Source organism: Methanomassiliicoccales archaeon LGM-RCC1, assembly GCA_030168575.1.
Taxonomy (GTDB): domain Archaea; phylum Thermoplasmatota; class Thermoplasmata; order Methanomassiliicoccales; family Methanomethylophilaceae; genus Methanoprimaticola.
Window position 1 is genome coordinate 574,755 of the sequence record CP115555.1, and the last position, 26,449, is coordinate 601,203.

A 26,449-nucleotide genomic window follows, 5' to 3' on the forward strand; every position below is an offset into this window, starting at 1 on the left:
TCCTTGGACCGATTCATCCTAGGTAGATCAGATCGCGTAATCCGTCCATCACGTGGGGATCCTCGATGACCTTCTCAAGGTCCTCCATGGAGGCGAAAGGCCTCTCTAAAACTAACTTGCTGGCTCTCTTCTTTCCGATACCCGGCAGAGCCTCCAATGACGACATCGGCATGTGGTTGATGTCGAAGGGATAGGTTATCCCTGTGATCGAACGGAACCCCCATTCGGTGATGAACACGTCGGTGAACTGCTCCGTGTCGAGTTTGTACGGTATCCCTATCAGGAGCGGATAGGATCCGATCTGTCTGCCGAACGTCGTGTTCCCGTCGTTCAGCTCCAGATAGACGTCCTTGAGGACGGTCCCGTAGGGCACGATGCTCTCCAGCATCGCACGGTCGATCTCCTCGCGAACCTCCTCCTTGAACTTCTTGAATCTGCGCTGGTCGACCTTGACGTTGAAAGGTCTTCTGACCGGTAGGACCTGACGTATGTTGATGCGGCGGACCATCAGCCCTTCGTCGCGCATCTTCCTCAGGATCTCCATGTCCATGTCGTATGTGGCCGGTGTCTCTCCGTCCAGACCGCATACGATGTTGATCCCGGGGAGCAGCTTGGGCATACCTCTCGGGCCCCTCTCGGAGCCGATCTCGTTGATGAGCCTGACGGCATCCATGACCTGCTCGGATGTGCTGTTGAGGTTGTTCTCGGTGACCACGAACGGATCCGCCGATTCCATTCCAAGGGCGAGGACGTTACCGTCTGTGCAGTTGTCAGCGAGTATCTTGAGAACTTCCCTAGATTCCTCCGGGTAGCTGGCGATGACGGCAGGGTTCGCATTGTCCACATGTATCGTCGAGAATCCCATGGCGTTCAGGCCTTCGAAGAGCTCCCTTACGGCCGAGGGATTAGGCCTAGGTATCTCGGAATCGTCCTCGGAGCCGTAGGAAACTATGCATGTCTGGCCGCCTATCCTGATGTTCCTTACACCGAGCTCCCTGAGCCTGGAAGCTTCAGCCAGGATATCCTTCGGGGCCCTCATCAGCGGTCTGCCCTTCAGAGGCTCGATGCAGTATGAGCATCCTCCCGACTTGTAGCGGTGGCATCCCCTGTACGATTCTATCTCGGCCACAAGGGGATCTGGGAAGTCCTGATGCTGGGTGACGATGTCGGCACCCAGGAGCATCCATCTGTTCCATTCCTCGAGCGTCCTGAAACGCTCTCCGACCTCCTTGCCGCAGATGCCGTCATAAAGCGATGCCGCGGGATCCTTCCTGATGACGAAGTCGAAGAGTCCAGCCTCCTCAGAGTCGGCGGCGGAACCGCTGATCATCTTCCATCCCTTCAGCTTCGGAGCGATCTCCTTCAGCTCCTTCAGGGACATCGGCATGGTCCTGAGGTACTTACCGGGGACTGTGTTCCCGGAAAGAACGACCGTGACCGCGGCATCGGGGATCTTCCTGTGCCTGCGGATCATGTCTATGGAGATGTACTCGACCCTGTCGGCACCGGCATCCAAGGCGGCGCCTGGTATCGAGCGTATCATTGGCGATATGTAAGGCGGCACCCCCAGTGCGGCCGGGTCGTCGATGTAACCGTCGATGAGGACGATCACTATCTCCTTGGTCATCGCAGTGAGTACGTCCTACTCGTATATCTGTTGAATGGAAGCGCTGACCGATGTCCTTCGGGCTCAGTACCTGCGCACGCCACCCTTGCTGCGGAAGGTTGTGAAGAGTGTGACCAACGGCAGATAGAAATACTCTCCTAAGCGATTTCGGGGTCATGACATTCGAATTAAACGAATCCGGAGTCAAGGCGTTCGGATGGGCGACGTTGGCCTTCGCGCTCCTTGTTTTCGGTTTCCTGCTGGTATCAGTACAGTTCGACGTGGAATACTTGGACTATTTCGAAACGGATATGATCATGATCACGTTCGCTTCATATCTGGCGATCCTCGGAGGCATCCTGATGGTGTTCAAAGGAGGAGCCGCGCAGGGTGTCATCGTGGCCCTTTCAGCCTTATCGATGATCATCATCAGCGAAAGTTCCTACGTCAACCTGGTCGCCATCCCCGCCTTCCTTGTCGTGATGGTCATAATGATGGCCGCTTCCTACAAAGGCGGAGATTCCAACACACCCGTGTTCTGCATCTTCATGCTGCTGTTCCTGTTCGTCGAGTGCATCTACAAGAACGAGTGGATCGACATCGTAACAGACGCCGATGCCGTCGTCGGTGCGATCTGCATCGTCGCAGCGGCTGTCGCGCTCATCATCGCGTACAAAGAGATCGCAGCACCCAAAGACGAAGAAGAGTGATCCCAAACCGATTCCCGGGGTCCAGCACCCCGGTTTTTCCTTCTCTATATTAGCATTATATACTTGGTAGGGGCATCGCCTCAATTACCGACTACGGCTGGCGATGGGTATCAGCACGTATCGAGGTGAATAAGATGGTAAATGACCAGGAAATTAGCGTAGAGGAGCGTCTGGCCAAGGCGAAGAAGCCCGGACAGGACGCTATGAAGATGCACCCGTACTACGGAGGAAAGATCGAGGTCGTACCGAAGGCATGCGTAAGGTCGTTCGACGACTTCGCGATTTGGTACTCCCCGGGAGTGGCAGAGCCCTGTAAGGACATCGCTGCCAATCCGGAGAAGGTGTATGAGCACACATGGAAATGGAACACCGTTGCCGTTGTGTCCGATGGAACACGCGTTCTTGGTCTCGGGGACATCGGTCCTGAGGCGGCCATGCCCGTCATGGAAGGAAAGGGAATGCTGTTCAAGTACCTCGGAGGAGTAGACTGCGTCCCCATCTGTCTGGACACCAAGGACCCCGACAAGATCATCGAGACCGTCAGGCTCATCGCACCCTCGTTCGGAGGAATCAACCTCGAGGACATCTCGAACCCCAAGTGCTTCGATATTCTCGATGAGCTCAGAAGGGATTGCAAGATTCCCGTATGGCATGACGACCAGCAGGGAACCGCTACCGTCGAGGTGGCCGGAGCCATCAACGCCATGAAGCTCGTCGGAAAGAAGCTCGAGGACGCACACATCACCGTCATCGGAGCGGGAGCGGCATCAATCGCAATCGCGAGGCTTCTTCTCGCAACCGGATTCAAGCCCGAGCACATGTGCATGTGCGACTCCAAGGGAATCCTCAACCAGTCCAGATCCGACGTCGAGAAGGATTTCAAGCAGAAGTGGGAGATCTGTAAGAAGACCAACGGAGCCGGTAAGACCGGCGGAATGAAGGAGGCCTTCGAGGGAGCCGACATCGTAATCGCGGCATCCAAGCCCGGACCCGGAACCATCCCCGCAGAGTACGTCGACCTCATGGCGGACGACCCTGTCATCTTCGCCACAGCCAACCCGATCCCCGAGATCTGGCCCTGGGAGGCGAAGGAGCACGGATGCAAGATCTTCGCCACCGGAAGGTCCGACTTCCCCAACCAGGTCAACAACTCCATGGGATTCCCCGCTATCTTCCGCGGTGTTCTCGATGTCAGAGCTAAGACCATCACCGACGAGATGTGCATCGCGGCCGCAAGGTCCCTCGCGGCATCCGCCGAGAAGAAGGGAATCACTCCCGAGTACATCGTCCCGACCATGTCGGAGACCGAGGTGTTCATCGACGAGGCCGTCGCGGTCGGAGCCAAGGCTCAGGAGCAGGGCGTCGCCAGGCTCAAGCTCTCCAAGCAGGAGATGCACGACAGGGCAGAGTTCATGATCAAGAGATCCAGGAACCTCACCGCCCAGATGATGAAGGACGGCTTCATCAAAGAGTACGTCGAGTGAAATCCAATTTATTCAGGGGCCTCAAGGCCCCTTCTTTTTGCATAATCGGTAAAACCGATAATCTTCATACATGAGGTCATGAAGACCCTTGCCGACATCCTCTCGGAGATAGACTCGTTGAAGGACGAGATGATCGAGACCACAATCGAGATGATCAGGATACCGGCTCTCGCTCCGGTGAACGGAGGGGACGGGGAGGGAATGAAGGCCGACTACCTCATGACCAAGACCGGAGGGTTCGACGAGGTCAGGCGCTACGACGTCCCTGACAAGACGGATCCCTTTGTGAAGAGGTCCAACATAGTAGCTGTCAAGAAGGGGAAGAAGAAGGGCACCGTCTGGATGGTGGCCCATATGGATGTCGTTCCCACAGGCGATCCTGAGCTTTGGGAGAATCCTCCGTTCGACCCGATCGTGAAGGATGGCAGGATATACGGCAGGGGAACGGAGGATGACGGGCAATCCGTCATATCGTCCATGTTCGCCTCCAGGCCGTTCCTGGAGGAGGAGCTCGAGGGGATGTCGATCGGCATGGCATGGGTGGCCGATGAGGAGACCAGCAGCGTATGCGGTATCCAGTATCTTCTCGAACAGGGGGTATTCACGAAGGATGATGTGATCATAGTCCCCGATTACTGCACCAAGGACGGCAGCAGGGTCGACGTGGCGGAGAAGCACATCCTCTGGCTGAAGTTCTGCATCGAAGGGAAGACAACACATGCCTCCACGCCCCATCTGGGGGTCAATGCGTACAAGGTATCGACTCTCCTCCTCATGGATCTGATAGAATCGTTCGATAACAGATTCGGCGATGTGAACAGCATGTACCTTCCCAACGGGTCCACGTTCGAGCCCACGAAGAGGATCTCCACCGTGGACAACATCAACACGATTCCGGGCTACGACGAGTTCTGCATGGACATCCGTCTCAATCCGGAATACGATCCCGAATCGGTTCTGAAGATGGCCCGGGAGAAGGCCGACCTGTATTCCGAATCCACAGGGGCAAGGATCACCGTGGAGGTGGTCCAGAAGGCTGTCGCAGGGAAGCCATCGCCGATAGATTCAATCGGCTACAGAGCTCTGTCGGAATCCATAGAATCCGTCATGGGCAAGGCCCCCGAACCGGTGGGCATCGCTGGTGGAACCTGCTCGAATTTCTTCAGGGAGAAGGGTCTCGACGCATATGCGTGGCAGACCGGCGTTGGAACACTGCATGCTCCTAACGAGTACCTGCTGATCGATAATCTTGTCAACGATACGAAGGTGTTCGCCACACTGTTCTACAAGCTCTGCCTGCAGTGATCACTCGAACATCCTGTCGATCATCCACTCGGTGTTGAACATGACGATGTCGTCGTATTCCTGACCGTTGCAGACGAATGCGATGGGTTTGCCGATCGTGTGGGCTATGGAAAGCGCCGCGCCGCCCTTGGCGTCGGTATCGATCTTGGTGAGGATCACAGCATCGATCCCTACAGCGTCGTCGAAGACCTTGGCCTGCTCGATTGCGTTGTTACCGGCAAGGGAGTCGCCGACGAAGACCTTCAGGTCAGGTTTGGCGACCCTTACGATCTTCTTCATCTCCTCGATGAGGTTGCTGTTGGTCTGCATGCGTCCGGCGGTGTCGACGAGGACGATGTCCCTCCTCTTAGCCTTCGCATGCTCCACTGCGTCGTAAGCCACTGCAGCGGGGTCCGCGTCCTGCGTCTGCTTGACGATCTTGCATCCGAGCTTGTCGGCATGGATGCTGAGTTGCTCTATGGCACCGGCCCTGAAGGTGTCGCATGCCGCCATGACGACGGACTTGCCGCTCTTCTGGAGACGGTTGGCGATCTTGGCGATGGCCGTGGTCTTGCCGGTTCCGTTGATACCGACGAACATGATGACCGTCGGCCTCTGCTGCTCCTCGACCCACTGGTCGAAGTTGAACTCATTGAGCTCCAGGACGTCCCTGACGGCATCCTTGACGGACATCTCCACTACCTCCTCCAGAGAGTAGGAGCGGTCGTACTTCTTGCCGGTGAGGTTGGCCCTCACGCCCTCCTTGATCTTGTCGGCCACGGGCAGGGCCACGTCGGCCTCCAGAAGGGTGAAGTACAGTTCGTCGAGGATCTCGTCCAGTGCGGAGTCCTTGATCTTCTTTCCGCCGCTCTCCGATACCACGGAGGCGGACTTGTGCGTGTCCTTGCCGGATGCCCTCTCCTGCTTCTGGAGCTTCAGCATCTCCTTCCTGGAGAGCTTGGGTTGTTCCGGTTCGGGCTGAGAATCCTGAATGGGGGTTTCGGGAGTGGTGGTCTGTTCGGTCTCGTCCTTGAAGATCTCCTTCTCGTCAAGGTCATCCTTGGCCTTGCTGAAGAGGCTCTTCATCTTGGATTTGAGAGATTCGAACATCCCTTACCACTCACTGAGTTGAGGTTTCCTGTCTGTTCGCGTACTCGATCTGCACGGCCTCGGAGACCGTGGAGAGGGCCTGCTGGACCTCCTGGAGTGCGTCAACTGTCTTCTTCAGCGCCTCTGTGAGCTCAGCGGCGTTGGCGTCCATGTACTTCGATGCGTCCTCGGGGGATTTCTCCACGGAGATTCCCGATCCGATTCCCGTAACGATGTCCTTCTTGGACGAGACCTTGACTGTCATGAACGACGAAGCTCCGATAGGGATCATGATCTCGTCGCCCTCTTTCGCGGCCATCAATGCTTTGATGGATTCGTTGGCGAGGTTGACCTCGTCGAGGGTCGAACGGAGCACCTGGACCTGACGGCTGAGCGCCTCGGTCCTGGTCCTGTAGTTTTCCATCAGAGCCATCATCTGACGGAGTTCGTCGTCGTTCACGTTCACTCACCGATCTGGTATTTCACGACGTGGTTGGTGACTTCGTCGGCGGACAGCTCTTTGACATCGGTGATGTCGATCTGCCATCTCTTGAGCTTGTGCTTGCTTCCGATTGTCGAGAGTGCCTTCTCCTTGACAGCCGCTTCATCGTCAGCGGCCATCTCGACAGCGAAAGGCTGCCTGACCTGCCTGACGTCAGCGTAAGTTCCTGATACGAGGAATGCTTTCATTTTATTACCTGTTCCTCGTGATAAAGACCCTATTAATAAAGCTAACGCGTTTATTTACAGGCGTTTAATAAGGGAAACATCATGCCCATGGGCATAGTTCAAAGATAAAATCCGTATGTGCCAGATAGGGATCAGAACAACTTCTCTTTCTCCACTTCCTCGGATTTGTAGCCGAAATCGGCCATCTTCCTGCCGACGAGGAATATCGCAGCGTATTCGGGCACGGTGGTCTCTCCGCTGAGGTCGAAGTGCTGCCCCTTCATGTCGAGCTTAGCGTCCTTCCTCATGGTGATCTTGACCTCATCGTCGGAGTACTCGTCGGGCACCGCCATCTGCAGAGGATCGAAGTCTGTGAGCTCCGCTCTGGTGATCGGGGTGACCCTCAGACCGCTCTTGCCGTGGACGGATCCGGGCAGACGGATCAGCCTCTTGATGTCGGCGGTGACAGGTTCGTCCACCTCTCCCGAGAGACGGGGTGCCATATCCTCCTTCATGACCTTGACCAGTATGTTCTGCGTGGATTGCGACAGCATCGCCATGGTGTTCTTTTCGAAGAGGAGGCCTCTGGTCTTCCTCAGCTCTTCCTGGGCCTTGAACAGCGTGGTGCTCTGACTGCCTTTGATGCTGGGGTACTCCTTCTTGAACTCCTTCACATCCCCGTCGCACAGGTCGTTGACCACATCCATGAGGGAATTCCTCATCATCAGCTTCCAGCCGCCGGCATCTGCCGGGGGTATGAGGCGGTCCTTCGCGACATTCGTACGGACACCGCTGCCGGTGGCTACCTGGGAGGTGGCCACCCTGTTGTATGGGAACACCCAATCGATGTTCAGTCCGGAGCCTGTGATGAAATCCACCAGCTCCCTTCTCTCAGGAGAGCCCAGCCCCATGATCTCCGGGGTCCTGACGTGGGCGTGGTAACCCCTTCCTCCAGAGAACGTGATGAGGATGTCCTCCTCCTGGAATCCAAGATGATCCATCAGGAAGGTGTCTACCAGGTGTATCATCTGCTTGCGGATCTCGATCAGCATCTCCGCATAGGTCATGTTGCCTGCGCCTTCCAGGTGGTCGGCATCCAGGTCGAAGATCAGCTCCGCCCCCATCCAGCCCTTCTCGTCCATTGTTGGCGCGTCGGGCTTGCGGTAGTAAGATGTGGAGTAGTAGCTGTGCGAGGGCACCTGGCCGAGCATGAACTTGTGCAGCTCGGATTGGTTGGTGAACCCCATGTGCCTCTGGACGAAGTTCTTGTCGAAGAACATGAATCCGAACTCCCTGCGGGTGAACCTGTCCGGTAGCATCGGCGTGTTCACCTTGTAGTACTTCCTGAACGCTTTGAACAGGAAGCGTTGGTTCGAATCCATGGGGAAGCGATTGTGTACTTCGAACATTAAGGTTGTGCTGTGCGGTATAGCTGCGTTCCCTCATCAAAAGTAATTAATCGATGCGTACCCAATCAGATGCCATATGAGCGAGAAGGTGCCCGTATACGACAACCACCTCCACATGAGCCCCTCGGGCAGGAACGTGGATGCCCTGAAGGAGTTCGAGGCCGCAGGAGGGACCGGTCTGACGCTGGTCACGCTGCCCCACAAGGAGGTTCCGATCACCAGCGGAAAGGATTTCGCAGAGTCGTACGAGGTCACCTACAGGCTTGCGGACAGAGCGAAAGCGGAGACCGACCTGGAGATCAACATCGCTGTCGGTCCCTACCCGATCCTCCTGATATCCCTGGCGGAGCAGTTCGGCCTCGAGAAGGCGGAGGAGATGATGATCGAGGGCATGGAGCTGGCGGCCAAGGACATAGCCGAAGGCCGTGCCAAGGCCATAGGTGAGGTCGGAAGGCCGCATTTCCCGGTGGACAGCGAGATCTGGGATGCATCCAACAGGGTCCTTCTGAGGGGATTCGAGCTAGCCAAGGAGCTGGACGTCCCCGTGATAATCCACTGCGAGAACGAGGACGATACGGACAGATCCCTCGCGGAGCTGGCCGACAAGGCCGGTCTGGACAGGGGATTGGTGATCAAGCACTCCTCTCCGCCTTGGGTAACCCCAGAAGAGACGCATGGGGTGATGCCGTCCATACCCGCATCCAAATCCAACCTCAAGAAGGCCCTGTCCAAGGGCACCGACAGGTTCATGATCGAGACGGATTACATAGACGACCCGGAGAAGCCCACCGCCATCATGGCGGTCACTACAGTGCCCAAGAAGGTGGCCTCATGGGTCGCCAACGGGCAGGTCCCCATGGAATCGATTTATAGAATCTGCAAGGATATACCTGACTCGCTATACCATCGCTGAGGTGCAGAAATGACCGCGAAGATCACATGCGTTTACGACGAAGGCTCCCTTCCGGGAACCAGTCTGATCGGTGCCAAAGGCACGTCCATGCTCGTAGAGAAGGATGGGAAGAAGATCCTGTTCAACACCGGGCTGCGCGACAGATACCTGTCGCACAACATGGACTATCTGGACATCGATCCCGAATCCATTGACATGGTGGTCGTTTCACAGAGCAACCCCTGCGATTCAGCGGCACTGAACGGTCTGCTCAAGAGGAGGGAGAAGCCCATCGATGTGTACTGCCCCAACGGTCTGTACGGAAAGAGGTCATTCATCTCCAGGGGTGTCGGTCTGGACGATTCCAACGCATCCAAGCCAGTCTATCACGACATAGGTTCGTGGGAGGAGCTGGTGCCGGGAGTCCTCATCACACCTTACTTCTACGATGACAAAGGCTACGGAGAGACGTTCATGGTCGTTACCGACGGCAACAAGGCGGCGATCCTCAGCGGACGTTGCTCATGCTTCCCGGACAAGGTCATCTCAGAGGTCGAGCAGCACACCGGCAAGAAGATAGTGGCGTTCATCGGTCCCGTCTTCCTCGAGAAAAAGAAGAAACCGGTCGCGAAGACCTACGCGGACATGCTTTCTCCTATTCCCGACCTTTACATCAACCATTGCGTCGGCAAGGACGGAATAGTGAACCTCCGCGTCCATCTGGGCCTGACAGGGGTCAAGGATTTCTACGTGGGTAACTCGTACGAGCTGAACTGAATCTTTCGTATAGTATCCAAACGGATAGCGCCACGCTTTATACTATCAAAAAGATAGTATGTGCATGTCATCAACCATCGAGACCAAGATGAGTATCTGCGACAAGTACATCAGAGTGACCGCTGACCAGAGAGAGGACGGCACCATAGGGATCAAGGTGGAATCGGATTGCGATGCAATCCAGGGGTTCGCCGAGAAAATGACCGCGGTGACCATGGACGACATCCTGAATTTCGAGACTAGCACCATCAACAAGGAAGAGGTCCGCGGAAACATGTCAATGATATGCGTCGCACCGATCATGGTCTATCAGGCTGCGTGGATGGAATGCGGTATGCTGTCCAGAAGGATATTTCCCAAGAGTGGGCCCATCACCATAGACATGGGCAGAGACGAATGGTAAGTCCTGTCATAGGAGATATCAAAGTCTGCATTTGCAGCAGTTCAGCTTTTCGCATGGTTTATTGTCGATTTTCCACTTAAGGGCCCACATCTTGACATCCAATATGATATCAGTAAGTTCAAACCCGGCTTGGGTCAGGCGGTATTCGCTCTTGATAGGGACTTCCGACGAGTCAACCCTGTGCTCTATCAGATCTTCCTGTTCCAATTCCTTCAGTCTCTCTGTCAGTACCTTGGGAGTTATGCTAGCCATCCTCATGTGGAGCTCGGAGAATCTGATCCAATCGCCAGATCTTCTCATTTCGAACATGATGACCATTGCCCATTTCTTTGAAAGATAATCCAGGGTGTTGTACACGGTGCAACTCTCGTGCATGCTTTCCGCTTAGAAACTTGGTGGTATATATAGACTAGTATCTATTTGAAATCTAATATCAAAAAGATATTGAGGTTTGAGAAGATGAAATGCATGCAGTGTGAGGAAAGCATCGCCGTTACGGGATGCATAAGGAACGGAGTTTGCGGAAAGAGCGGAGAATTGGCAGACAAGATGGACAAGCTGATCGCTTCCTTGATAGAGATCTCAGCGGCAACCACGGACTGCACAAACGAGGGATTCATCAAGGAAATCGACGAGCACATTGTCGATTCTTTGTTCATGACCCTGTCCAATACCAATTTCGATATGCAGAGGATAGATGATGCAATATCCGTCAGCGATTCGTTCATGAGGAGGGCGGGTAAGCAGTACTCGCTCTTCGGGGAAGATTATTCCGTCGATACCTATGATTCCAACGAGGATCTGAAATCTTTGAAGCTGCTCCTCCTGTTCGGACTCAAAGGATTGGCAGCCTACTATCATCACGCTTATGTTCTGGGAGCCAGCGATGTATCGATCACCGCCTTCACGAGGAAAGCACTGGCCGCAATCAAGAAGGACAAGTCAGCCGAGGAGCTCATAGCGTTGAATATGGAGTGCGGAGAGGTCGGTGCCAAGGCCATGGCTCTTCTGGATGAATACAATGTGAAGTGTTATGGCAGCCCAGAGATCACACAGCTAAGGACCGGAGCAGGAAAGAATCCAGGTATCCTGATCACCGGACATGACCTCAAGGACCTCGAACAGCTTCTGGAGCAGACCAAGGGCACGGGCATCGATGTCTACACCCACGGAGAGATGCTCCCCGCACATGCCTATCCCGCGTTCAAAAAGTACGACAATCTGGTCGGCAACTACGGCAACGCATGGTATCTACAGAAGGACGAGTTCGAGAAGTTCAACGGTCCGATAATAGCTACGACCAATTGTGTCCTGATCCCTAAGGACGGATACAGGCAGAGGCTGTTCACCACAGGAACCGCCGGTGTCGAAGGGGTGAAGCACATTCCCGAGAAAGACGGTAAGAAGGACTTCTCGGAGGTTATCAGCATGGCCAAGGAATGCCCCGCGCCCACCGAGATCGATGATAAAATCCTCACCATCGGATTCGCCCATGGGCAGACCCTTGCCTTGGCCGGGAAGATCATCGATGCGGTCAAGGCTGGAGCCATCAAGAGGTTTGTGGTCATGGCCGGATGTGACGGAAGGGAGAAGGCAAGGGATTATTACACCAGATTCGCCCAGGAACTTCCCGGGGACACCGTCATCCTCACCGCAGGATGCGCTAAATACAGATACAACAAGCTGGACCTCGGTGACATCGGGGGCATCCCAAGAGTCATAGATGCCGGACAATGCAACGATTGCTACTCCCTTGTAGTCATCGCCAATGCCCTTGCTGATGCTTTCGGCACCGATGTCAACGGGTTGCCTCTGTCGTTCAACATCTCTTGGTACGAGCAGAAGGCCGTCCTTGTGCTCCTAGTACTGTTGAATCTCGGTGTCAAGAACATCATGCTCGGTCCAAGGCTTCCCGTATTCCTGACCCCAGGCGTTACAAACGTTCTGGTCGAGACTTTCGGCATCAAGGCGAACAGCGAGCCTGCTGCTGACAGGGTCATTTTGAACATCGATTGAGATGTATCAACCTCCTAGCAAAGAAACGTTTTACCGCAGTCTTCGGACTGCGGGTCATTCTGTCTTCGGACATCAGGCTTCGCAAGTTCTTCAAATTTTCATTCTGCAGTTCTATATATTAGAACAGTAAGTGGCCTTCTGTGATAAATTGAGCCTTTGGCATCTGAGAACGGCAGGTATGTTCGTTGCGATGACAGGGATACTGGTAGCACTGGGTTCCGTCATCGGCTATGCATTCGACAGGATGTGGACCGGACTTTACATCATGTTGGGGATCTCCATATTGGTGAGCTTCGCCTCCTACTTCTTCTCGAAGAGCATGGCGCTGTCGGCCAACAAGGTCCGCATAGTGACGCGCGAGGAGGAGCCCAGGCTATATGGTATCGTCGAGAGGCTCGCCATGAAGGCCAACCTACCGATGCCTGAGGTAGGGATATCTGAGGTCAACATGCCCAATGCATTCGCTACAGGACGCAATCCGAAGAATGCGGCTGTAGTGGCTACGAGACCGATCCTCAGTCTGCTCAGCGATGAGGAACTCGAAGGTGTGCTGGCACATGAGCTCTCGCACGTCAAGAACAGGGATATCCTTGTTATGTCTACAGCCTCGGCGCTCGCATCGATAGTGTCATTCATATCTAGGATGGCGGTGTGGTCCGCCGTGTTGTCCGACAACAGGAACCCTTACGGATTGGTCATCGCTATTGTCGCCGATCTCACATTGCCCTTCGCGGCCATGCTAGTGCAGCTCGGTATCTCCAGGAACCGCGAGTTCCTCGCCGACGAATCCGGCGCGAAACTGACAGGCAAGCCCATGGCATTGGCCAGGGCGCTTCAGGCATTGGAGACCGGATGTTCCTCAAGGACCAACAAGTACGACAATCCCTCGGGAGCCAACATGTGGATCACCAACCCCTACGGTAAGAAGAAAGGAATCGGATTGGCAACACTGTTCAGGACCCACCCCTCGACCGAGGAGCGCGTAGAGAGGCTCATGAAGCTTGATGAGAAGCTCAATGGGGTACGCCACTTTTACTGAACGGGTTCCCATTTCGATAATTCGTTGACCTTCGAGAGAGTGGATCCGCGGTTGATCTCCTCTCTCGTACGGTTCTCCCTCTCGTGGACGTCCAGCGAGCGGTTCGCTACCTCGACGGCCACCTCCTTGGGGACGACTATCAGACCGGATTCGTCTCCGATTATCCAATCGCCGGTCCTGACCCTCTGACCTCCGACCGTGACCTCGATACCGATTCCCCCGTAACCCTTGGGCTCTCCGGCGCACGGAGCAACGGTTCTAGAGAATGCGGGGAACTTCAGGTCCCTTATGTCATCTATGTCCCTGATGGCCCCGTCGATGACGATCCCGGCGGCGCCCATGACCATCGCCGAACATGTGGCCAGTTCTCCCCATACGGCGACGGGGGCTCCGCCCACGTCCACCACGATGACGTCCCCTTTCTTGACGTGATCGATGGCCTCGACAGGTTTGGCCCAGTCTCCGTTCGCTGTCTGGACGGTGAGTGCGCGTCCGACCATCCTCTGCTTGTGCTGAAGGGACTGCGGAACGATTCCGATCATGACGCCCTGTTTGTGGAATGCATCCGAGATGTTGCATGTGGAAACCTTGGAGAAGGCCTCGAAGAGTTCGTCCTCGGTGTACTTCTTGGAGATCCCGGCATCGATCTTCGCTCCGTTGATCGCCTTCTTGACGTTCTCGGCGGCTTCCTTGATGTTACCGGTCTTGATGATCGCACCGCCGACGATGATGTCCGTCGCTCCGGCCTCGGCATAGAGTCCGGCATTCTCCGCCGTGATGCCTCCCGCCACAGCGACAGGTATGGAGATCGTTTCGACTACCTTCTTGAGCGTGTCGATGGGAGGTTCCTCACCCTTCATCTGGGTGTCGATGCCCATATGCAGACAGACGTATGCCACGCCGAGCTTCTCCACTTCCTTGGAGCGGGCAACTTTGTCGGGGACGTTGATCATGTCGACCATGACCTCTGCGCCGTACTTCCTTCCGGCCATGACCGCCTCCTCGATGGTGGAGTCCTCAGAGAGCCCCAGGACAGTGATTATGTTCGCGCCCGCTTTGGCCATGATCTCGACCTCGACCCCTCCGACGTCCATGGTCTTTGTGTCGGCGATGATTTTCTTGCCGGGGAACTCCCTGCGGAGAGTGCGCACGGCCTCTGCACCCTCACTCTTGATCAGCGGGGTTCCCACCTCGACCCAATCCGCTCCGCCGTCCACGGCCTCGTGGGCTATGACTACGGCTCTGTTCAGCTGCATAAGGTCCAGTGCGATCTGCAATACGGGCATGTTCCTGCGTTAATCCCTGTGCGTATATACCTATTGGGATTGTGCGTTCGTCGAACCGATCTACTCTCAGACAGCAGGAGGCGGTCTACCATATGGTTAATTACGGTTGACCACATTCCGTTATCAGGTGTATGCGCATGACCAGTCATCAGACCCTGACGGAAGCTGTTAAGGAAGCGAGCGGAATTTGCAGCCAGTGGACGGATCCAGAGAGCGGGAACACAGTCTCTTCTTCGGAATTCTCATCAATGGCGGCGGAGGTTGATGCTTCAGGCATCCTCTACGGCGGGGAATGTTACGAGGTCTCTTCGGACGGTACGGTATCCGTCATCGTCCAAGGTTCTCAGAGGGTCATAGCGCAGGCACAGTCAAGTCCGGCCCCTGCCGGCAGCGGATCCACCGATGCCGTCAACAGACCGATCTTCACTTTCGATTCAGAGGCCTTAAAGGCCAAAACGGGAAAGGTTACGGAGGATGCGAAGAACATGGCGCTGGGCGCCATGGCATCCCTGTCGGGATTCGGAAAGGGTCTGAAGGAGAAGGCGGCAGAAGCGACATCCAAGGGTTCCGGATTGGGAATGAAAGACCGTCTGGGCGGTCTCAAAGGGAAAGGGTTCGGTTCGTTCGGTAAATCCTCTTCCAAGCAGTTGACGGAGAGCACATCCTATTCCGTGCCAGAGGAGATCAGCCAGCCCAGCACCCCCAGTCAGCCTGCATCATCGGTCCCCAGCGGCGGTTTCTCCCTTCCTCAGACCATGGACAGGTCATCGGGATCCAACATAGGACCATCGAGCGGAGGATCCGGTACATCTTCGGACAGCGGGGAGGCACCCGCACCCGCTAAGAGCACCGCAGCGGATCCTGTCGCGGGAAAGTTCAGCAAGCTGATGGATGCGGCAGATGCCGCTTCTACATTCTGCTCATCATGGTACTTCTTCGATGACGAGAGCGAGCATTTCGACATCAAGTCATTGAAGGACATGGCGGAGATCTCCGATCAGGAGGAGACCCTGGACTATGACGAGTGGTATATCGTGCTGAAGGACGGATCAATAGGAAGGCAGGAGGAGGGCGGCATGGCCGATTGGCTGTTCGTCCCCTTATCCGGTCAGGATAAGGAGATCCTCGAGGCATTCATGGGCGAGGCCGACGATTCCCTCATAGGCTACTCCAAGATGCTGGATGACCCGGAGATACTGGATGCGGCCCATAAAAGGGCCAGCGGGATCTTCGGCAAGAAGAACGACGGTCTGATCTGGGAGGGAACGGTCATCAACAAGCAGCACGAATCCGAGACCGTCAAGAGAGGATACGACGAGGACACAGGTGAGAGGCTGGAGGATGTCCATAACAGGTACACCATCACCGTCGCAAGGTACGACGGTCAGATGTACACCATGGAGGAGGGGGATGACAATCCCAATTACACATGGGTGCATGAGGGCGACCGCGTCAGGTATCTCCCGATGTTCGATATGCTGGAGAAGTACGACAAGTCGAAGGACTCCAGGATACCTTGTATGGTGTGCAGGAAGATGAACAAGGTCGACCCGGATCAACCAAGATGCTTCAGCTGCAAGTTGCCGCTGTTCAAGTGATCTGACCTTCAGGTAGGAATATCTGGCCGCCAGATGCTAGATTTTGGCATACATTCATTAAAAGGAACATCCATTATTCCCGCATGGCAGACAAATTTGATCAATTAGTCATCAAGGCAACCGATGGCGATGCTGAGGCCATGTGCGAACTGGCCAATATCTACTATGACGTTTTCGACGAGCATTTCGATCCGGCAGTGGCCGCAAAGTGGTATCTCAAGTCTGCCGAGGCAGGTGTCGCCGAGTCTCAGTTCTGCATCGCGAGGCTGTACTCCTGGGGAGACGGCGTCGAGGTCAACGTGGACGAGGCGCTCAAGTGGTACAAGGCAGCCGTCAAGCAGGGCCACACCGATGCGATGTGCGACCTGGCAAGCATGTACCTCTTCGACCCCGAGGTCAGGAAGTCCAAGAAGAAGGCGATCAAGCTCTACGAGGAAGCAGCGGCTCTCGGTAACCCCAATGCACAGTACTTCCTCGGTCTGCTCTATCTCGACGGGGACTACGTCGAGCAGTCCTACGAGCAGGCGAAGATGTGGTTCGAGAAGGCAGCGGAGAAGAACAACCCCTACGCGCAGTTCGATCTGGGAGAGATGTACTTCCTTGGAATCGGCGTCAAGAAATCCAAGAAGACAGCTTTCAAGTGGTACCTCAAATCTGCAGAGAACGACCATGCGCTGGGACAGTACGCTGTCGCTACTATGTACCTCGAGGGCAAGGGCACCAAGCAGTCCTACAAGGATGCGTTCAAATGGATGAAGGAGGCCGCGGAGCAGGGAGTCACCAGCGCCATGTACGACCTCTCGCTCATGTACCACTACGGGACCGGTGTCAAGAAATCCAACAAGGAGGCCTTCAAGTGGATGAGGATAGTCGCCGACGATCTCTTCGAGGAATCCGAGATGATGTATGACGACTACTTCGAGGAAGAGGAAGCCGTCCCTGAAGAGAATGAGGAGTGATCCTCTAAACTAATTACGCGGACGTATGTCCGCGATTATTTTTCCCTTAGTTCTGACGTCAGTTGTATGAACATTTCCGGACACCAGATCTCAGTCGATTTCAACGCTTCTGGATTCAGGAACGGGACAACATCCTGTTTGGCAGTGTCGTAATCTATTTCGCGGAATCTATCGTTGAGCATGGCCACGATATCCCTATGCGACAATCCGTTGCCCACGTCGATACCAGACATTGACAGTTTGTTGTTGAGGAACTCAATGTTATACGGAGTTTTCCGATCCAGATAGAAGAGGTAATCGTACAGATCACGGCCTTTGAATCTGTTCGACCAAGGGCGGCATAAGATGGCATGAAGTTTACCAGAGAACATCGTCGGCATGTCGCAAGCCGTCACCCTATAACCGTATGGGGATGTCCTGAATACGTTCTCTGAACGTGCTCCCTTCGCGGGGCTTATATCTATCTCCAATTTGATTTTGGTAAGCTGTGTTCCGTAGATGTCCTTAAAATATGGTTTGTCGGAGAAGAATTTCAGATACAGATTTCTGGTGCTGGACTTCAACACTCCTTCCTTTATGTTCGATTCCGTTTTCTTAGTCGTAGGTTCCACAGATATGTCCAGGCCATAGACGTTCATCTGTCTCTCGATCTCAGGTATGTATGTCTCGATGGAGAACTCCGGATCGGCTGTTTTCAGTATGAAATCCAGGCCCTCCGAGAATCTGTCCAGACCGTGGAGTATCCTAAGGGCAGTACCTCCCATGAACGATGCGCGGTTGAAGAAATCTGTCTTTGAGAGACTGTACAAGGTGAGTTCCTGTAGAACCTCTCTGATAGCATGATCACGTTCAGTTTCGGTACTGGTTTCATATCTGGAGATCATCTCCTCTAAGATATTCATATTACATCCTCCTGACGAATCTGGAGAAAAGCGAGACGTTCTTAGACCGGTATAGTTCAGACAGGGATTCTATTGTGTCGATATTTAGGTCGTTAAGGTCTTCTTCATAGATCCGTAGATCTTCTGAAATAACAATATCCATGTTCTTTAGCGAGCCTATTGGCGAGAGTGAATACATTTTGTCGCACATCGCTTTTTCCGGACTGGCCATCAGATAAGTGTATCCGTTTTTTGTGTGTATATTCACTTCTTCCGCGAAAGCATCCTTCGGGACATCATTGTACGTGTACACGCCGAAAGGGGTCTTGTACATCTTGGACCTGTTCTTTCCGAATGTAGCTGAAGTGAACGTATAGACCCTTTCGGGTATGAGGCCGTGATAGTTCAGTGCGTAATCGAAGGACAGGTATGAAGGGTTATAGATGGCACTCGCCAGAAGGTATCCTTCGGTCTTCGGATCGGTCTCGTACAATCCCCTGATGATCGGTGTGTACTTGCCTTCCTTGACCATCCTGGCGATCCTGCATTTCGGGTTAGAGTACTCATCGCTGAGCTGATCGATGAGCATGGAGGTTGTAACTATCACGATTATCTCCAGTAAGTATTGAAATATAATACTTTATGGAGGATTTCAGTAGTCGTGTTCCTCTATGATCCTGAGGAAGTTCTTGAAAATGTCTACGCCGTGCTCGGTATTCTCGACCTCTGGGTGGAACTGGACTCCCCAGATGGGCCTGTCCTTGCAGCGGACAGCTTCGTGAGGACACGCTTCCGAATGGGCGATGACCTCAAATCCCTCGGGAACGACCTTGACCTCGTCGTTGTGGGATGCCCACACGGTGAACTCGTCGGGGAGATCTTTGAACAGGTCGTCGTGGTTGGTGACCTTCAGTGGAACGGCTCCGAATTCGGGGGTGGAACCGGCCTCTAAGGTCCCTCCGAAATGCTCGCAGAGGAACTGCATCCCTGCGCACACTCCCAGGATTGGGAACTCAGCTTTGTCCAGATACTCTCCGTTGTTCCCCATTGCCGCTCCTTCGGTAGCGACATTGGGCGCTCCTCCGGAGAGGACCAGTCCGTCTACGTCCTTGATCTCGTCGAACGGGGTCGTGTTGGGCACGATCTTGGTGTCGACCTTGAGGTATCTCAGGACGCGCCATTCGCGGTGCGTCCACTGGCTTCCGTTGTCTATGACGTAGACTTTCATTGCGCACGCAATCTTGCAGATTGGATAAAAAACGAACGGTCAGACAACTGTGATTATCATTTCTCTGGTCTCTTTGACATGTCGAACTTAGGATTGAAGGTGCTTCTGGGCTTCCTCCACCGTAGCTCCATGCAAGACTATGTCCGATACCGCGCTCATCATTCCGCGGACGTTCTTGTGCTGGAAGATGTTCCTTCCCATAGATACGCCATGTCCTCCCGCCTCAAGCGAGTCATGGACCATGTTCAGCACATCCAAATCGGAATCCATCTTCGGCCCTCCGGCTATGACGACAGGGACCATTGTACCCTTCACGACCTCACTGAAGGAATCGATGTCTCCGGTGTAGCTGCACTTGACGATGTCTGCGCCCAGTTCCGTTGCCACCCTTGCGGCGTGAGCGATGGCCTGCGGGTCGAAGGAGTCCTTGATCTTGGGCCCGCGGGGGTAGGCCATGGCGATGAGGGGCATTCCCCATTGACGGCATTGTCTGGAGACCATTCCCATATCGGACAGCATCTGAGGTTCGCACTCGGCACCGACGTTAATGTGCATCGAGACCGCATCTGCTCCCATGGACAGGGCTTCCTCGACGGTTGCGACAAGGACCTTGTTGTTGGAGTTCACTCCTATATCGGTGGACGCCGAGAGATGCAGGATGAGACCGGCATCGTGTCCTGAGGTCCTATGACCCAGAGGTACTATTCCCTTGTGCATCAGGACCGCGGTTGCACCGCCTTCTACGACGTCGTCGACCGTGCTCTTCATGTCCGTGAGGCCTGAGATCGGACCAACGCTAATCCCGTGGTCCATAGGTACTATTACAGCGTTCCCGCTCTGTCTGTCCATTATCCTTTCGATCCTGATGTTCTTGCCGTACATCTCTGTCACCGTGCTAAGTGTTAGCACGCCACACTATAGAGGCGATATATTTAATCATTTTGACAATTTTTTGATAAGAATCAATCAAAAACAGTCGGTACCGGGAGATCCCGGCACCGGTTAGGTTTCACTCCCACTCTATGGTCGCGGGAGGCTTGTTGGTGATGTCGTAAACAACGCGGTTCACGGACTGCTTCATGGTGTTAGTGATGCGCTGCGACATCGCGTCCAGGACATCAAGGGGTATCTTGGAGTATGTGGCGGTCATACCGTCGATCGAAGCGACGGCGCGGATGGCGATGGTCCTTCCGTATGCCCTCCTGTCTCCCTGAACTCCGACGGATTTCGACGGTAGGAGGACAGCGAAGTACTGCCAGGGAAGCTCCATCTTGCCGGCATCGGCGGCCTTCCTGATCTCATCCTCGACGATGTAGCATGCTTCGCGTACGACCTCGATGTTCTCTGGGGTGACTTCGTCCAGGCATCTGACAGCAAGTGCGGGTCCGGGGAAGGGCTGCCTCTCCGAGGCAGCGACATTGAGCATCCTGGCCAGATCCCTGACCTCATCTTTGTAGAGGTCTCTCAGCGGCTCGTAAAGGGACATCCCCATCTCTTTGGGGAGCCCTCCCACGTTGTGGTGCGATTTGATGGTGTCACGGACGCCGTCCCCGGATTCGATCCAGTCGGGTGCGATGGTTCCCTGGATGAGGAACTCTGCGCCGTACTCTTTCGCTCTCCTCTCGAAGACGCGGATGAACTTCTCTCCGATGATCTTCCTCTTTTTCTCGGGCTCGGTGACTCCTTTGAGTGCTTCGAAGAACTCATCGGCGGCATCCTCGATGATGTAGTTGAAGCCCATGGATTTGAACATGGTCTCGACCTCCTCGGTCTCGCCCTTCCTCATCAGTCCGTTGTCCACATAGACTGCGAGGAGCCTCTCTCCGATGGCCTTGTGCACCAATGCTGCCGCCACCATGGAGTCCACTCCTCCGGAGCAGGCGATGATGGCCTTGCCGGTGATCTTGGCCTTGGTGTCCTCTATGGTATCGTTGATGAAATCCTCAGCACCCAGCATCTTCCTGCACCTTCTGCGAATCCGCGATGACCTTGTCCGCCTGCTCCTTCCTGTAGTCCGCGAGCTTCTGCTTGAGGGATCCGTCGGAGACTGACAGGATCTCGACTGCCAGGACGGCAGCGTTGTCCCCGCGGTCCAATCCGACTGCGGCCACCGGGATTCCCGGGGGCATCTGGACTACCGACAGGAGTGCGTCGTAGCTCAGGGTGCCGCTTACGGGCACTCCGATGACGGGTTTGGTCGTGAACGATGCTATGACTCCGGGAAGAGCGGCCGAAAGTCCTGCGATGGCGATGAAAACGTCGGCACCGCTCTTGGTGACGAGCTCCTCGACCCTGTGGGGGGTCCTGTGGGCGGATGCTACGTTGATCTCGTATCCTACGCCGAACTTCTTCAGGATGTTGATCGCTTTCTCGGCGACCGGCAGGTCGCTTTTGCTTCCCATGATGATGGAGACTGTGGACATTATTTGTCTAAATCAGATAATCCGATAAAAAGAATAGTGAAACGGCGGGCACGGGTCCCTACGCCGGCCTGACATATTTTCATTTTTGATGGAAGCGAGCTTAAGTTGTCGTTCCGTATCAGTACAGGACTTATGGCTTCCGTTTCGGTCTATGATCTTGTTGTCCCGATAAGAACGTATCGGCAATATCATAACCCTCCATTGCGTTCCATGGACCATGCCATCGGACGAGGAACTTCTCAGGATCGCAGTGGAAGAGGCGAAGATCGGGATCAGGGCCGGTCACGGAGGACCATTCGGCTGCGTCATAGCAAAGAACGGAGTGGTCCACGGCAAGGGCCATAACCGCGTTTTGATCGATAATGATCCTACAGCCCACGGCGAGATTACAGCGATCAGGAACACCTGCAGGGAGCTGAAGACCATAGACCTCTCCGATTTCACGCTCTATACCTCATCAGAACCCTGTCCGATGTGCAAGGCGGCCATAAGTTGGGCCAAGGTCGGCAGGGTGGTCTACGCGGCATCGATGGAAGAGGCCAACGAGATCCTCGGGTTCAAGGATCTCCGCATGAGCAATGCCATGAAGAACGGGGAGGACCTCACTCCGTCCGAGAGGATCCATGTCGAAGGGTATCTCGAACCTTTTGAGGAGTACCGCGACATGCAGGGCACGATCTACTGATCCGGCCAGTAATTGGGTGTATTGTCCGATAAGGCGCACGCTAGAAGATAGTAGGTGTAGGTTATTGGTGGTAGGTGCAGGGGGCTTGGCACCCCCTGTTCTTTGACTTGGCTTAGGGTTTTTCAGAATGCTGGCTCGAATCTCATTTCGAGGGGCTGACCGCAGTTCATGCACCTTGAGAACGGATTCAACTCATCATTCGTCGTTCCGCAGTATTTGCAAATGCATCCCATAATCTACGGTAAGAGTTTACCGTATTTATTGAGGTCTAAAGGTCGGAACTTAACCGTTGAAAATTATCGGCGCATTATACCCTGTTAACATCTTCGGATAGACTGTATACGGAGTAAAGGCATAATATGCGCAAGATAGGACGAAATATCATCCAACATAGGATAGGGATGACGGGCAGTGTCCATCATTTCTTCTGAACACGTCTGGAAAGGGCAATCTTGGATTCAGGTGTATCCGCCGGCGGCAGGAAACCGAGGTAGGTGTAGAACGGATTAGTGTACTTGGATTGCATATAAGTCTCGTAATCGGGGTCCAGGCTCGAGATGATCTTGAGTAGTATGTTACGGAGTTGCATCTTCTCCTCTATGGAGATGCTGTTGAAAGGGGAATTGATGGTCGTCTCGAAGTGCTCCATCGCATGTTCCGCAATAGCCCTGCCCATGTCGGTGATGTAATAATGATACTTCTTGCTGGTCGCGGATTCGCGGTCGTCCGTGACGTATCCCTTCTCCTTCAGGACCCTCATGACCCTGTTGGTGTTGGTCTGGTCGAGATCCAGGAACCTGGACAGTTCGACGATGGTCTGGCCGTCCTGAAGTTTCAATGCGATGAGATAGATGACATGTGCACTGGTGATACCGTAGCCCTTGACAGCCTCTGTCATGTTCTTCTTCATGACATAGCTGACCCTGTCCATGAACGTCGGGAGGAGGGTATTCCAATAGTCGTCGTAGATCTCACCCATGTCATTCAAGTATTGTTCCTTTCTTATTTGAATGATATCTCCGTTGATATCAGAATGCAAGAGCATCTTTCTTTCACCGTATTATAAAGTGTGGACCCGGCCCTGAGGCCGGATCCGAACAGGTTTTCAAAGTTTCTTGTGGAAGGTGCGTCCGATGTATGCGGAGACCACATACAGGGCAGCGACGACCACGATGAAGGCGATATCTGCGCCTTCGAATGCAAGCCATTCGTCGATTCCGAACATGCTATCACTCCAATAGGGTCTCGACTCTCATCGATCCGAAGTCGGTCAGCTTGTACTTGAACACGACCAAGTCCGCCTTGAAACGGGATCCGTCGTCAATGGCTTCCTCGATGACCTCCAGCATTCCTCCGCCTGACAGCTCCATCAGGTAGAACCTCAGGGTGAACTTCCAGTAGTCGTTGTCGATGCCGTATTCGTTCTGGATCTTGCTTACAGCCTCATAATCCCACATGGGACCGTCCTTGAACGACTTCAGCAGTGCTGACTTGGTAGGCAGGACTTTGCTCATCTCAGGCACCTCCAGTATCACGCATGCTGTCCTCGAGAGAATCGCTCTCCCAGTACATCACGAAGGTTCCGACGACTGCCAATACCACACCGACGATAAGGGTCCAGTCGGGGATGATTCCGAGGAACACGAAGAGTGCGACCACGGATACGGGGACATACAGCGAACCGATGGCAAGGGTACGTCCGACTCCGAGCAGGGGGAATCCCTTGTACTGCATGACGTAGCACATTCCGAGAGTCATTCCGGCCATTCCGACCCAGAACAGGAAGTCTACATTGGAGTATGCCGCGGAGAACATGGTTCCGAAGTTGTCCATACCGAACAGTGCGATGGTAATGGGGAATACGATGACGAACCATACCAAGGCCTCCATGGAGTACCTGACGACGACGCTTGAGTCGGAGTCGGTGACATCCAGTGCCCTGGACACGAAGTTACCTTCGAGTCCCCATCCGATGGCGGACATAATCGCTCCGATGTATCCGATGGCGGATCCTCCGGAGGAGATCTCCTCTATCATGACCGCAGGGTTGAGGATGACGACTCCTCCCACAACGATCAGGAGCAGACCGAGGATGGTCTTCTTGGAGAGCTTCTCCTTGTTGACGATCCTTCCGACTATCGCACCGACGACAGTTGACATCAATCCCATCGCAGCGGCGAACTGGGCACCGATGGCTCCGGTAGCGATCATGGATCCGAGGATGGCGATAGGTCCGCCGAAGATGCATCCGACGAGGAACCATTTCGTGATCTTGAAGTTGCGGATGGTCCTGACGTAATCCTTCAGCTTTCCGGTTACTGCGGTCCAAAGGATGAGCAGGATGATGGTGAATAGCAATGCCTGCGTGGCAGATATGATGACCGAGGCCATGATGGTCCAGCTGGACTCATCCATGGTGACGGGCCCGTCTATGAACGGGGGCACGAACCATGCGAGCTGGAGAGGTACGTATCCGAGTCCCCAGAAAGCTGCGACCAGGAACACCCAGATGAATCCCCATCTTACACGGTTCTTCTTCGTTTTCTTTGACATTTCAGATAGGTCCGACATAGTATCACTTGTTTAAGTTTGGATTCTTTAGCGATAATCTGTTTACCTGTGAAGTTTCGCGATCTCTCTGAGACGGCTGCAGCTTGCGATCTCGATGCCCAGAATATCCTCGATGTTGAACTTGGCCTCGAGTCCGTAGGGAAGACCGGCTACTCCGGTGACGACACCGAGACCGTGCTCCTCACGGAATTCCCTCATGAAGCACTCGTCGGTGAGGTTGTTCTCATCGATTCCGAGCTTGTCCATGACGTACTTCTTGGAATCGGCAACCCTCATCTTGTTGCCCAGCTGGACCCTTGAGACGAGATCTCCTGCTGCACGCATTCCTCCGAGACCTGCTGCGAAGGTGTGAGCGATAGCTCCTCCGGGATCCCCTACTCCGATCTAAATACCGTCGACGTGGGCGATCTCGACCATACATTTGTCGGCACGGGTGATCGCGTCGACCGGAGGCACCTCGTACATAGGCGTTCCGCCGACTCCCATTCCCATGTTGACCTGCAGAGGTACGTTGGATACCCTGGAGCACTCCTTGATCATAGTGACCGAGCGTGCTACGTTCCATGCGGTGGACTTTGAAGTGTTGGTGTTGACGACAGGTCCGAATGTTGAAACCCCTGCCTTCTCTGCCAATGCGACCTGCTGGTGGGGATACAGTCCTGCGACGACCTTTCCGTCATACTCGCAGACACCGTTGATTCCGAGAACGGTCTCGGCAGACATTCCCATCTGTATCAACGCGTTAGGATAGAGCTCGCGCATCTTCTCGACCGCTTCGAGGCATCCTACGAAATCGATGTCCCCTCCGGAAGCGGATGTGTCGAAGTCAAGACCGTCCATTCCGACGGACATGAGCCTCTCTCCCATGAAGATGATATCATCGCGCATCGCGTCCTTGGCGAGCTGTCCGGCCTCCATGGCTTCGTCGATCTTGAACTCCCTCATTAGGTCCGGGGGGTTCCCGAAGGGTCCGGTAGGCTCGTAGTACAGACCGATGTTGGGCATGAACATGTACAGCAACGGCGACACGGTGTTGGCCAGCGCGTTCTGGCAGTGGACCATCTCTGCTCCGATGACGGGCTTGATGGCCTTGGTGCTGGCATCGAAATAGGCAATCTCACAGACATCCAGCGAGCTCATGCGCTCGGTCACCTGGACGGCTGCCGTACGGCTCATCTCCAATCCCAATGCGGAGGAACCGCTGTCGGACAGGATCTTCTGCTCTCCTCCGTCGGCGGAAAGGACGACCTCCTCTCCGGGCTCGACGGAAACGATACGGCTCTTCTCGCACATTATGTCAACAATACGGGAGAGATCATCCTCGGTCAGTGCCGGGACCTCTGCACAGTCGACGGCGTTGTGCATTCCGTCCTCGACATCTGCGCGGATCTGCTCCTTGGACATCCACTGGAGACTTCCGTCTCCCATACGCATACGATA

27 protein-coding genes and 1 pseudogene are annotated in these 26,449 nt (G+C 54.6%); 11 read left to right on the forward strand and 17 right to left on the reverse strand.

The window, feature by feature from the left end; genetic code table 11:
* Positions 1-13 precede the first annotated feature (13 nt).
* Complete coding sequence (locus PED39_02860) at positions 14-1,627, reverse strand: radical SAM protein (GenBank protein ID WII08158.1); 1,614 nt, start codon at positions 1,625-1,627, stop codon at positions 14-16.
* 155 nt (positions 1,628-1,782) lie between these two features.
* Between PED39_02860 and PED39_02865 the strand changes: the two genes are divergently transcribed.
* The 3 genes from PED39_02865 to PED39_02875 all read left to right on the forward strand — a co-directional run bounded on the left by PED39_02865 (position 1,783) and on the right by PED39_02875 (position 5,105).
* Positions 1,783-2,316 (forward strand): hypothetical protein, encoded by a 534-nt coding sequence (locus tag PED39_02865; GenBank protein ID WII08159.1) that lies wholly within the window; start codon positions 1,783-1,785, stop codon positions 2,314-2,316.
* 134 nt (positions 2,317-2,450) lie between these two features.
* Positions 2,451-3,800 carry an NADP-dependent malic enzyme gene (locus PED39_02870; protein ID WII08160.1) on the forward strand — a complete coding sequence of 450 codons (1,350 nt, stop codon included), beginning with the start codon at positions 2,451-2,453 and terminating at the stop codon, positions 3,798-3,800.
* A gap of 78 nt (positions 3,801-3,878) precedes the next feature.
* A complete protein-coding gene (locus tag PED39_02875; GenBank protein WII08161.1) occupies positions 3,879-5,105 on the forward strand; it encodes a M20 family metallo-hydrolase in 1,227 nt (408 codons plus the stop codon).
* Here the strand turns inward: PED39_02875 and ftsY are convergent, their stop codons facing one another.
* The 4 genes from ftsY to priS all read right to left on the reverse strand — a co-directional run bounded on the left by ftsY (position 5,106) and on the right by priS (position 8,224).
* The gene (gene ftsY / locus PED39_02880; GenBank protein WII08162.1) at positions 5,106-6,194 is read right to left on the reverse strand and encodes a signal recognition particle-docking protein FtsY; all 1,089 of its coding nucleotides are present in this window, start codon (positions 6,192-6,194) and stop codon (positions 5,106-5,108) included.
* A 10-nt stretch (positions 6,195-6,204) separates the two neighbouring features.
* Positions 6,205-6,633, reverse strand: coding sequence for a prefoldin subunit alpha (gene pfdA / locus PED39_02885; protein WII08163.1), 429 nt, complete (start codon positions 6,631-6,633; stop codon positions 6,205-6,207).
* Positions 6,634-6,635: 2 nt separating this feature from the next.
* Positions 6,636-6,863: a 50S ribosomal protein L18Ae gene (gene rpl18a / locus PED39_02890; protein ID WII08164.1), complete on the reverse strand. Its 228-nt coding sequence runs from the start codon at positions 6,861-6,863 to the stop codon at positions 6,636-6,638.
* 131 nt (positions 6,864-6,994) lie between these two features.
* Positions 6,995-8,224 carry a DNA primase catalytic subunit PriS gene (priS, locus tag PED39_02895; GenBank protein WII08165.1) on the reverse strand — a complete coding sequence of 410 codons (1,230 nt, stop codon included), beginning with the start codon at positions 8,222-8,224 and terminating at the stop codon, positions 6,995-6,997.
* A 103-nt stretch (positions 8,225-8,327) separates the two neighbouring features.
* Between priS and PED39_02900 the strand changes: the two genes are divergently transcribed.
* The 3 genes from PED39_02900 to PED39_02910 all read left to right on the forward strand — a co-directional run bounded on the left by PED39_02900 (position 8,328) and on the right by PED39_02910 (position 10,323).
* A complete protein-coding gene (locus tag PED39_02900; protein ID WII08166.1) occupies positions 8,328-9,164 on the forward strand; it encodes a TatD family hydrolase in 837 nt (278 codons plus the stop codon).
* Between the two features lie 9 nt (positions 9,165-9,173).
* A complete protein-coding gene (locus PED39_02905) occupies positions 9,174-9,920 on the forward strand; it encodes an MBL fold metallo-hydrolase (GenBank protein ID WII08167.1) in 747 nt (248 codons plus the stop codon).
* A 64-nt stretch (positions 9,921-9,984) separates the two neighbouring features.
* Complete coding sequence (locus PED39_02910; GenBank protein WII08168.1) at positions 9,985-10,323, forward strand: hypothetical protein; 339 nt, start codon at positions 9,985-9,987, stop codon at positions 10,321-10,323.
* 18 nt (positions 10,324-10,341) lie between these two features.
* Here PED39_02910 and PED39_02915 read toward each other — a convergent pair whose 3' ends face one another.
* Complete coding sequence (locus PED39_02915) at positions 10,342-10,698, reverse strand: helix-turn-helix domain-containing protein (GenBank protein WII08169.1); 357 nt, start codon at positions 10,696-10,698, stop codon at positions 10,342-10,344.
* Positions 10,699-10,791: 93 nt separating this feature from the next.
* Here PED39_02915 and hcp point away from each other — a divergent pair, with 93 nt between their 5' ends.
* Together hcp and PED39_02925 are read left to right on the forward strand one after the other, a co-directional pair.
* Entirely contained in the window at positions 10,792-12,339 is a 1,548-nt protein-coding gene (gene hcp, locus PED39_02920; protein WII08170.1) for a hydroxylamine reductase, read from the forward strand.
* Between the two features lie 148 nt (positions 12,340-12,487).
* A complete protein-coding gene (locus PED39_02925; GenBank protein ID WII08171.1) occupies positions 12,488-13,378 on the forward strand; it encodes a zinc metalloprotease HtpX in 891 nt (296 codons plus the stop codon).
* Here the strand turns inward: PED39_02925 and PED39_02930 are convergent.
* Positions 13,372-14,664 (reverse strand): orotidine 5'-phosphate decarboxylase, encoded by a 1,293-nt coding sequence (locus tag PED39_02930; GenBank protein ID WII08172.1) that lies wholly within the window; start codon positions 14,662-14,664, stop codon positions 13,372-13,374. The genes PED39_02925 and PED39_02930 overlap by 7 nt on opposite strands.
* Positions 14,665-14,801: 137 nt before the next feature.
* Here PED39_02930 and PED39_02935 point away from each other — a divergent pair, with 137 nt between their 5' ends.
* Positions 14,802-16,262, forward strand: a complete 1,461-nt coding sequence (locus PED39_02935) for a hypothetical protein (protein ID WII08173.1) — start codon at positions 14,802-14,804, stop codon at positions 16,260-16,262.
* A gap of 83 nt (positions 16,263-16,345) precedes the next feature.
* Positions 16,346-17,221, forward strand: a complete 876-nt coding sequence (locus tag PED39_02940) for a tetratricopeptide repeat protein (GenBank protein ID WII08174.1) — start codon at positions 16,346-16,348, stop codon at positions 17,219-17,221.
* A 35-nt stretch (positions 17,222-17,256) separates the two neighbouring features.
* Here the strand turns inward: PED39_02940 and PED39_02945 are convergent, their stop codons facing one another.
* The 6 genes from PED39_02945 to purE form a co-directional block, all read right to left on the reverse strand.
* Positions 17,257-18,123, reverse strand: a complete 867-nt coding sequence (locus PED39_02945) for a nucleotidyl transferase AbiEii/AbiGii toxin family protein (GenBank protein WII08175.1) — start codon at positions 18,121-18,123, stop codon at positions 17,257-17,259.
* Position 18,124: 1 nt separating this feature from the next.
* Positions 18,125-18,709 carry a hypothetical protein gene (locus PED39_02950; protein ID WII08176.1) on the reverse strand — a complete coding sequence of 195 codons (585 nt, stop codon included), beginning with the start codon at positions 18,707-18,709 and terminating at the stop codon, positions 18,125-18,127.
* Positions 18,710-18,754: 45 nt separating this feature from the next.
* Positions 18,755-19,330: a GMP synthase subunit A gene (locus tag PED39_02955; protein ID WII08177.1), complete on the reverse strand. Its 576-nt coding sequence runs from the start codon at positions 19,328-19,330 to the stop codon at positions 18,755-18,757.
* Positions 19,331-19,417: 87 nt separating this feature from the next.
* Positions 19,418-20,212, reverse strand: a complete 795-nt coding sequence (locus PED39_02960) for a 2-amino-3,7-dideoxy-D-threo-hept-6-ulosonate synthase (protein ID WII08178.1) — start codon at positions 20,210-20,212, stop codon at positions 19,418-19,420.
* A 127-nt stretch (positions 20,213-20,339) separates the two neighbouring features.
* Positions 20,340-21,287: a glutamine-hydrolyzing GMP synthase gene (gene guaA, locus PED39_02965; GenBank protein WII08179.1), complete on the reverse strand. Its 948-nt coding sequence runs from the start codon at positions 21,285-21,287 to the stop codon at positions 20,340-20,342.
* Positions 21,274-21,753, reverse strand: coding sequence for a 5-(carboxyamino)imidazole ribonucleotide mutase (gene purE / locus PED39_02970; protein WII08180.1), 480 nt, complete (start codon positions 21,751-21,753; stop codon positions 21,274-21,276). Before purE ends, guaA begins: the two co-directional genes overlap by 14 nt.
* A 217-nt stretch (positions 21,754-21,970) precedes the next feature.
* Here purE and PED39_02975 point away from each other — a divergent pair, with 217 nt between their 5' ends.
* A complete protein-coding gene (locus PED39_02975; protein WII08181.1) occupies positions 21,971-22,438 on the forward strand; it encodes a nucleoside deaminase in 468 nt (155 codons plus the stop codon).
* 418 nt (positions 22,439-22,856) lie between these two features.
* Here PED39_02975 and PED39_02980 read toward each other — a convergent pair whose 3' ends face one another.
* The 4 genes and pseudogenes from PED39_02980 to mtbB form a co-directional block, all read right to left on the reverse strand.
* Positions 22,857-23,417, reverse strand: a complete 561-nt coding sequence (locus PED39_02980) for a hypothetical protein (GenBank protein ID WII08182.1) — start codon at positions 23,415-23,417, stop codon at positions 22,857-22,859.
* Between the two features lie 250 nt (positions 23,418-23,667).
* On the reverse strand, positions 23,668-23,952 hold the full coding sequence (locus tag PED39_02985; protein ID WII08183.1) for a hypothetical protein: 285 nt from the start codon (positions 23,950-23,952) through the stop codon (positions 23,668-23,670).
* Between the two features lies 1 nt (position 23,953).
* The gene (locus PED39_02990) at positions 23,954-24,991 is read right to left on the reverse strand and encodes a DMT family transporter (GenBank protein WII08184.1); all 1,038 of its coding nucleotides are present in this window, start codon (positions 24,989-24,991) and stop codon (positions 23,954-23,956) included.
* A 60-nt stretch (positions 24,992-25,051) separates the two neighbouring features.
* Positions 25,052-26,443, reverse strand: a pseudogene (gene mtbB, locus PED39_02995) ([dimethylamine--corrinoid protein] Co-methyltransferase).
* Positions 26,444-26,449: the final 6 nt, after the last annotated feature.

Excerpts from the sequence above, each read along its gene's own strand:
- rpl18a (WII08164.1), bottom strand. The coding sequence starts at position 6,863 with ATGAAAGCATTCCTCGTATCAGGAACTTACGCTGACGTCAGGCAGGTC.
- PED39_02865 (WII08159.1), top strand. The coding sequence starts at position 1,783 with ATGACATTCGAATTAAACGAATCCGGAGTCAAGGCGTTCGGATGGGCG.
- PED39_02900 (WII08166.1), top strand. The coding sequence starts at position 8,328 with ATGAGCGAGAAGGTGCCCGTATACGACAACCACCTCCACATGAGCCCC.
- PED39_02875 (WII08161.1), top strand. The coding sequence starts at position 3,879 with ATGAAGACCCTTGCCGACATCCTCTCGGAGATAGACTCGTTGAAGGAC.
- ftsY (WII08162.1), bottom strand. The coding sequence starts at position 6,194 with ATGTTCGAATCTCTCAAATCCAAGATGAAGAGCCTCTTCAGCAAGGCC.
- PED39_02960 (WII08178.1), bottom strand. The coding sequence starts at position 20,212 with ATGTACGGCAAGAACATCAGGATCGAAAGGATAATGGACAGACAGAGC.
- PED39_02955 (WII08177.1), bottom strand. The coding sequence starts at position 19,330 with ATGAAAGTCTACGTCATAGACAACGGAAGCCAGTGGACGCACCGCGAA.
- purE (WII08180.1), bottom strand. The coding sequence starts at position 21,753 with ATGTCCACAGTCTCCATCATCATGGGAAGCAAAAGCGACCTGCCGGTC.
- priS (WII08165.1), bottom strand. The coding sequence starts at position 8,224 with ATGGATTCGAACCAACGCTTCCTGTTCAAAGCGTTCAGGAAGTACTAC.
- PED39_02860 (WII08158.1), bottom strand. The coding sequence starts at position 1,627 with ATGACCAAGGAGATAGTGATCGTCCTCATCGACGGTTACATCGACGAC.
- PED39_02940 (WII08174.1), top strand. The coding sequence starts at position 16,346 with ATGGCAGACAAATTTGATCAATTAGTCATCAAGGCAACCGATGGCGAT.
- PED39_02935 (WII08173.1), top strand. The coding sequence starts at position 14,802 with ATGACCAGTCATCAGACCCTGACGGAAGCTGTTAAGGAAGCGAGCGGA.
- guaA (WII08179.1), bottom strand. The coding sequence starts at position 21,287 with ATGCTGGGTGCTGAGGATTTCATCAACGATACCATAGAGGACACCAAG.
- PED39_02945 (WII08175.1), bottom strand. The coding sequence starts at position 18,123 with ATGAATATCTTAGAGGAGATGATCTCCAGATATGAAACCAGTACCGAA.
- PED39_02980 (WII08182.1), bottom strand. The coding sequence starts at position 23,417 with ATGGGTGAGATCTACGACGACTATTGGAATACCCTCCTCCCGACGTTC.
- PED39_02905 (WII08167.1), top strand. The coding sequence starts at position 9,174 with ATGACCGCGAAGATCACATGCGTTTACGACGAAGGCTCCCTTCCGGGA.
- PED39_02910 (WII08168.1), top strand. The coding sequence starts at position 9,985 with ATGTCATCAACCATCGAGACCAAGATGAGTATCTGCGACAAGTACATC.
- PED39_02990 (WII08184.1), bottom strand. The coding sequence starts at position 24,991 with ATGTCAAAGAAAACGAAGAAGAACCGTGTAAGATGGGGATTCATCTGG.
- PED39_02985 (WII08183.1), bottom strand. The coding sequence starts at position 23,952 with ATGAGCAAAGTCCTGCCTACCAAGTCAGCACTGCTGAAGTCGTTCAAG.
- PED39_02915 (WII08169.1), bottom strand. The coding sequence starts at position 10,698 with ATGCACGAGAGTTGCACCGTGTACAACACCCTGGATTATCTTTCAAAG.
- hcp (WII08170.1), top strand. The coding sequence starts at position 10,792 with ATGCAGTGTGAGGAAAGCATCGCCGTTACGGGATGCATAAGGAACGGA.
- PED39_02975 (WII08181.1), top strand. The coding sequence starts at position 21,971 with ATGCCATCGGACGAGGAACTTCTCAGGATCGCAGTGGAAGAGGCGAAG.
- PED39_02870 (WII08160.1), top strand. The coding sequence starts at position 2,451 with ATGGTAAATGACCAGGAAATTAGCGTAGAGGAGCGTCTGGCCAAGGCG.
- PED39_02930 (WII08172.1), bottom strand. The coding sequence starts at position 14,664 with ATGCCCGTATTGCAGATCGCACTGGACCTTATGCAGCTGAACAGAGCC.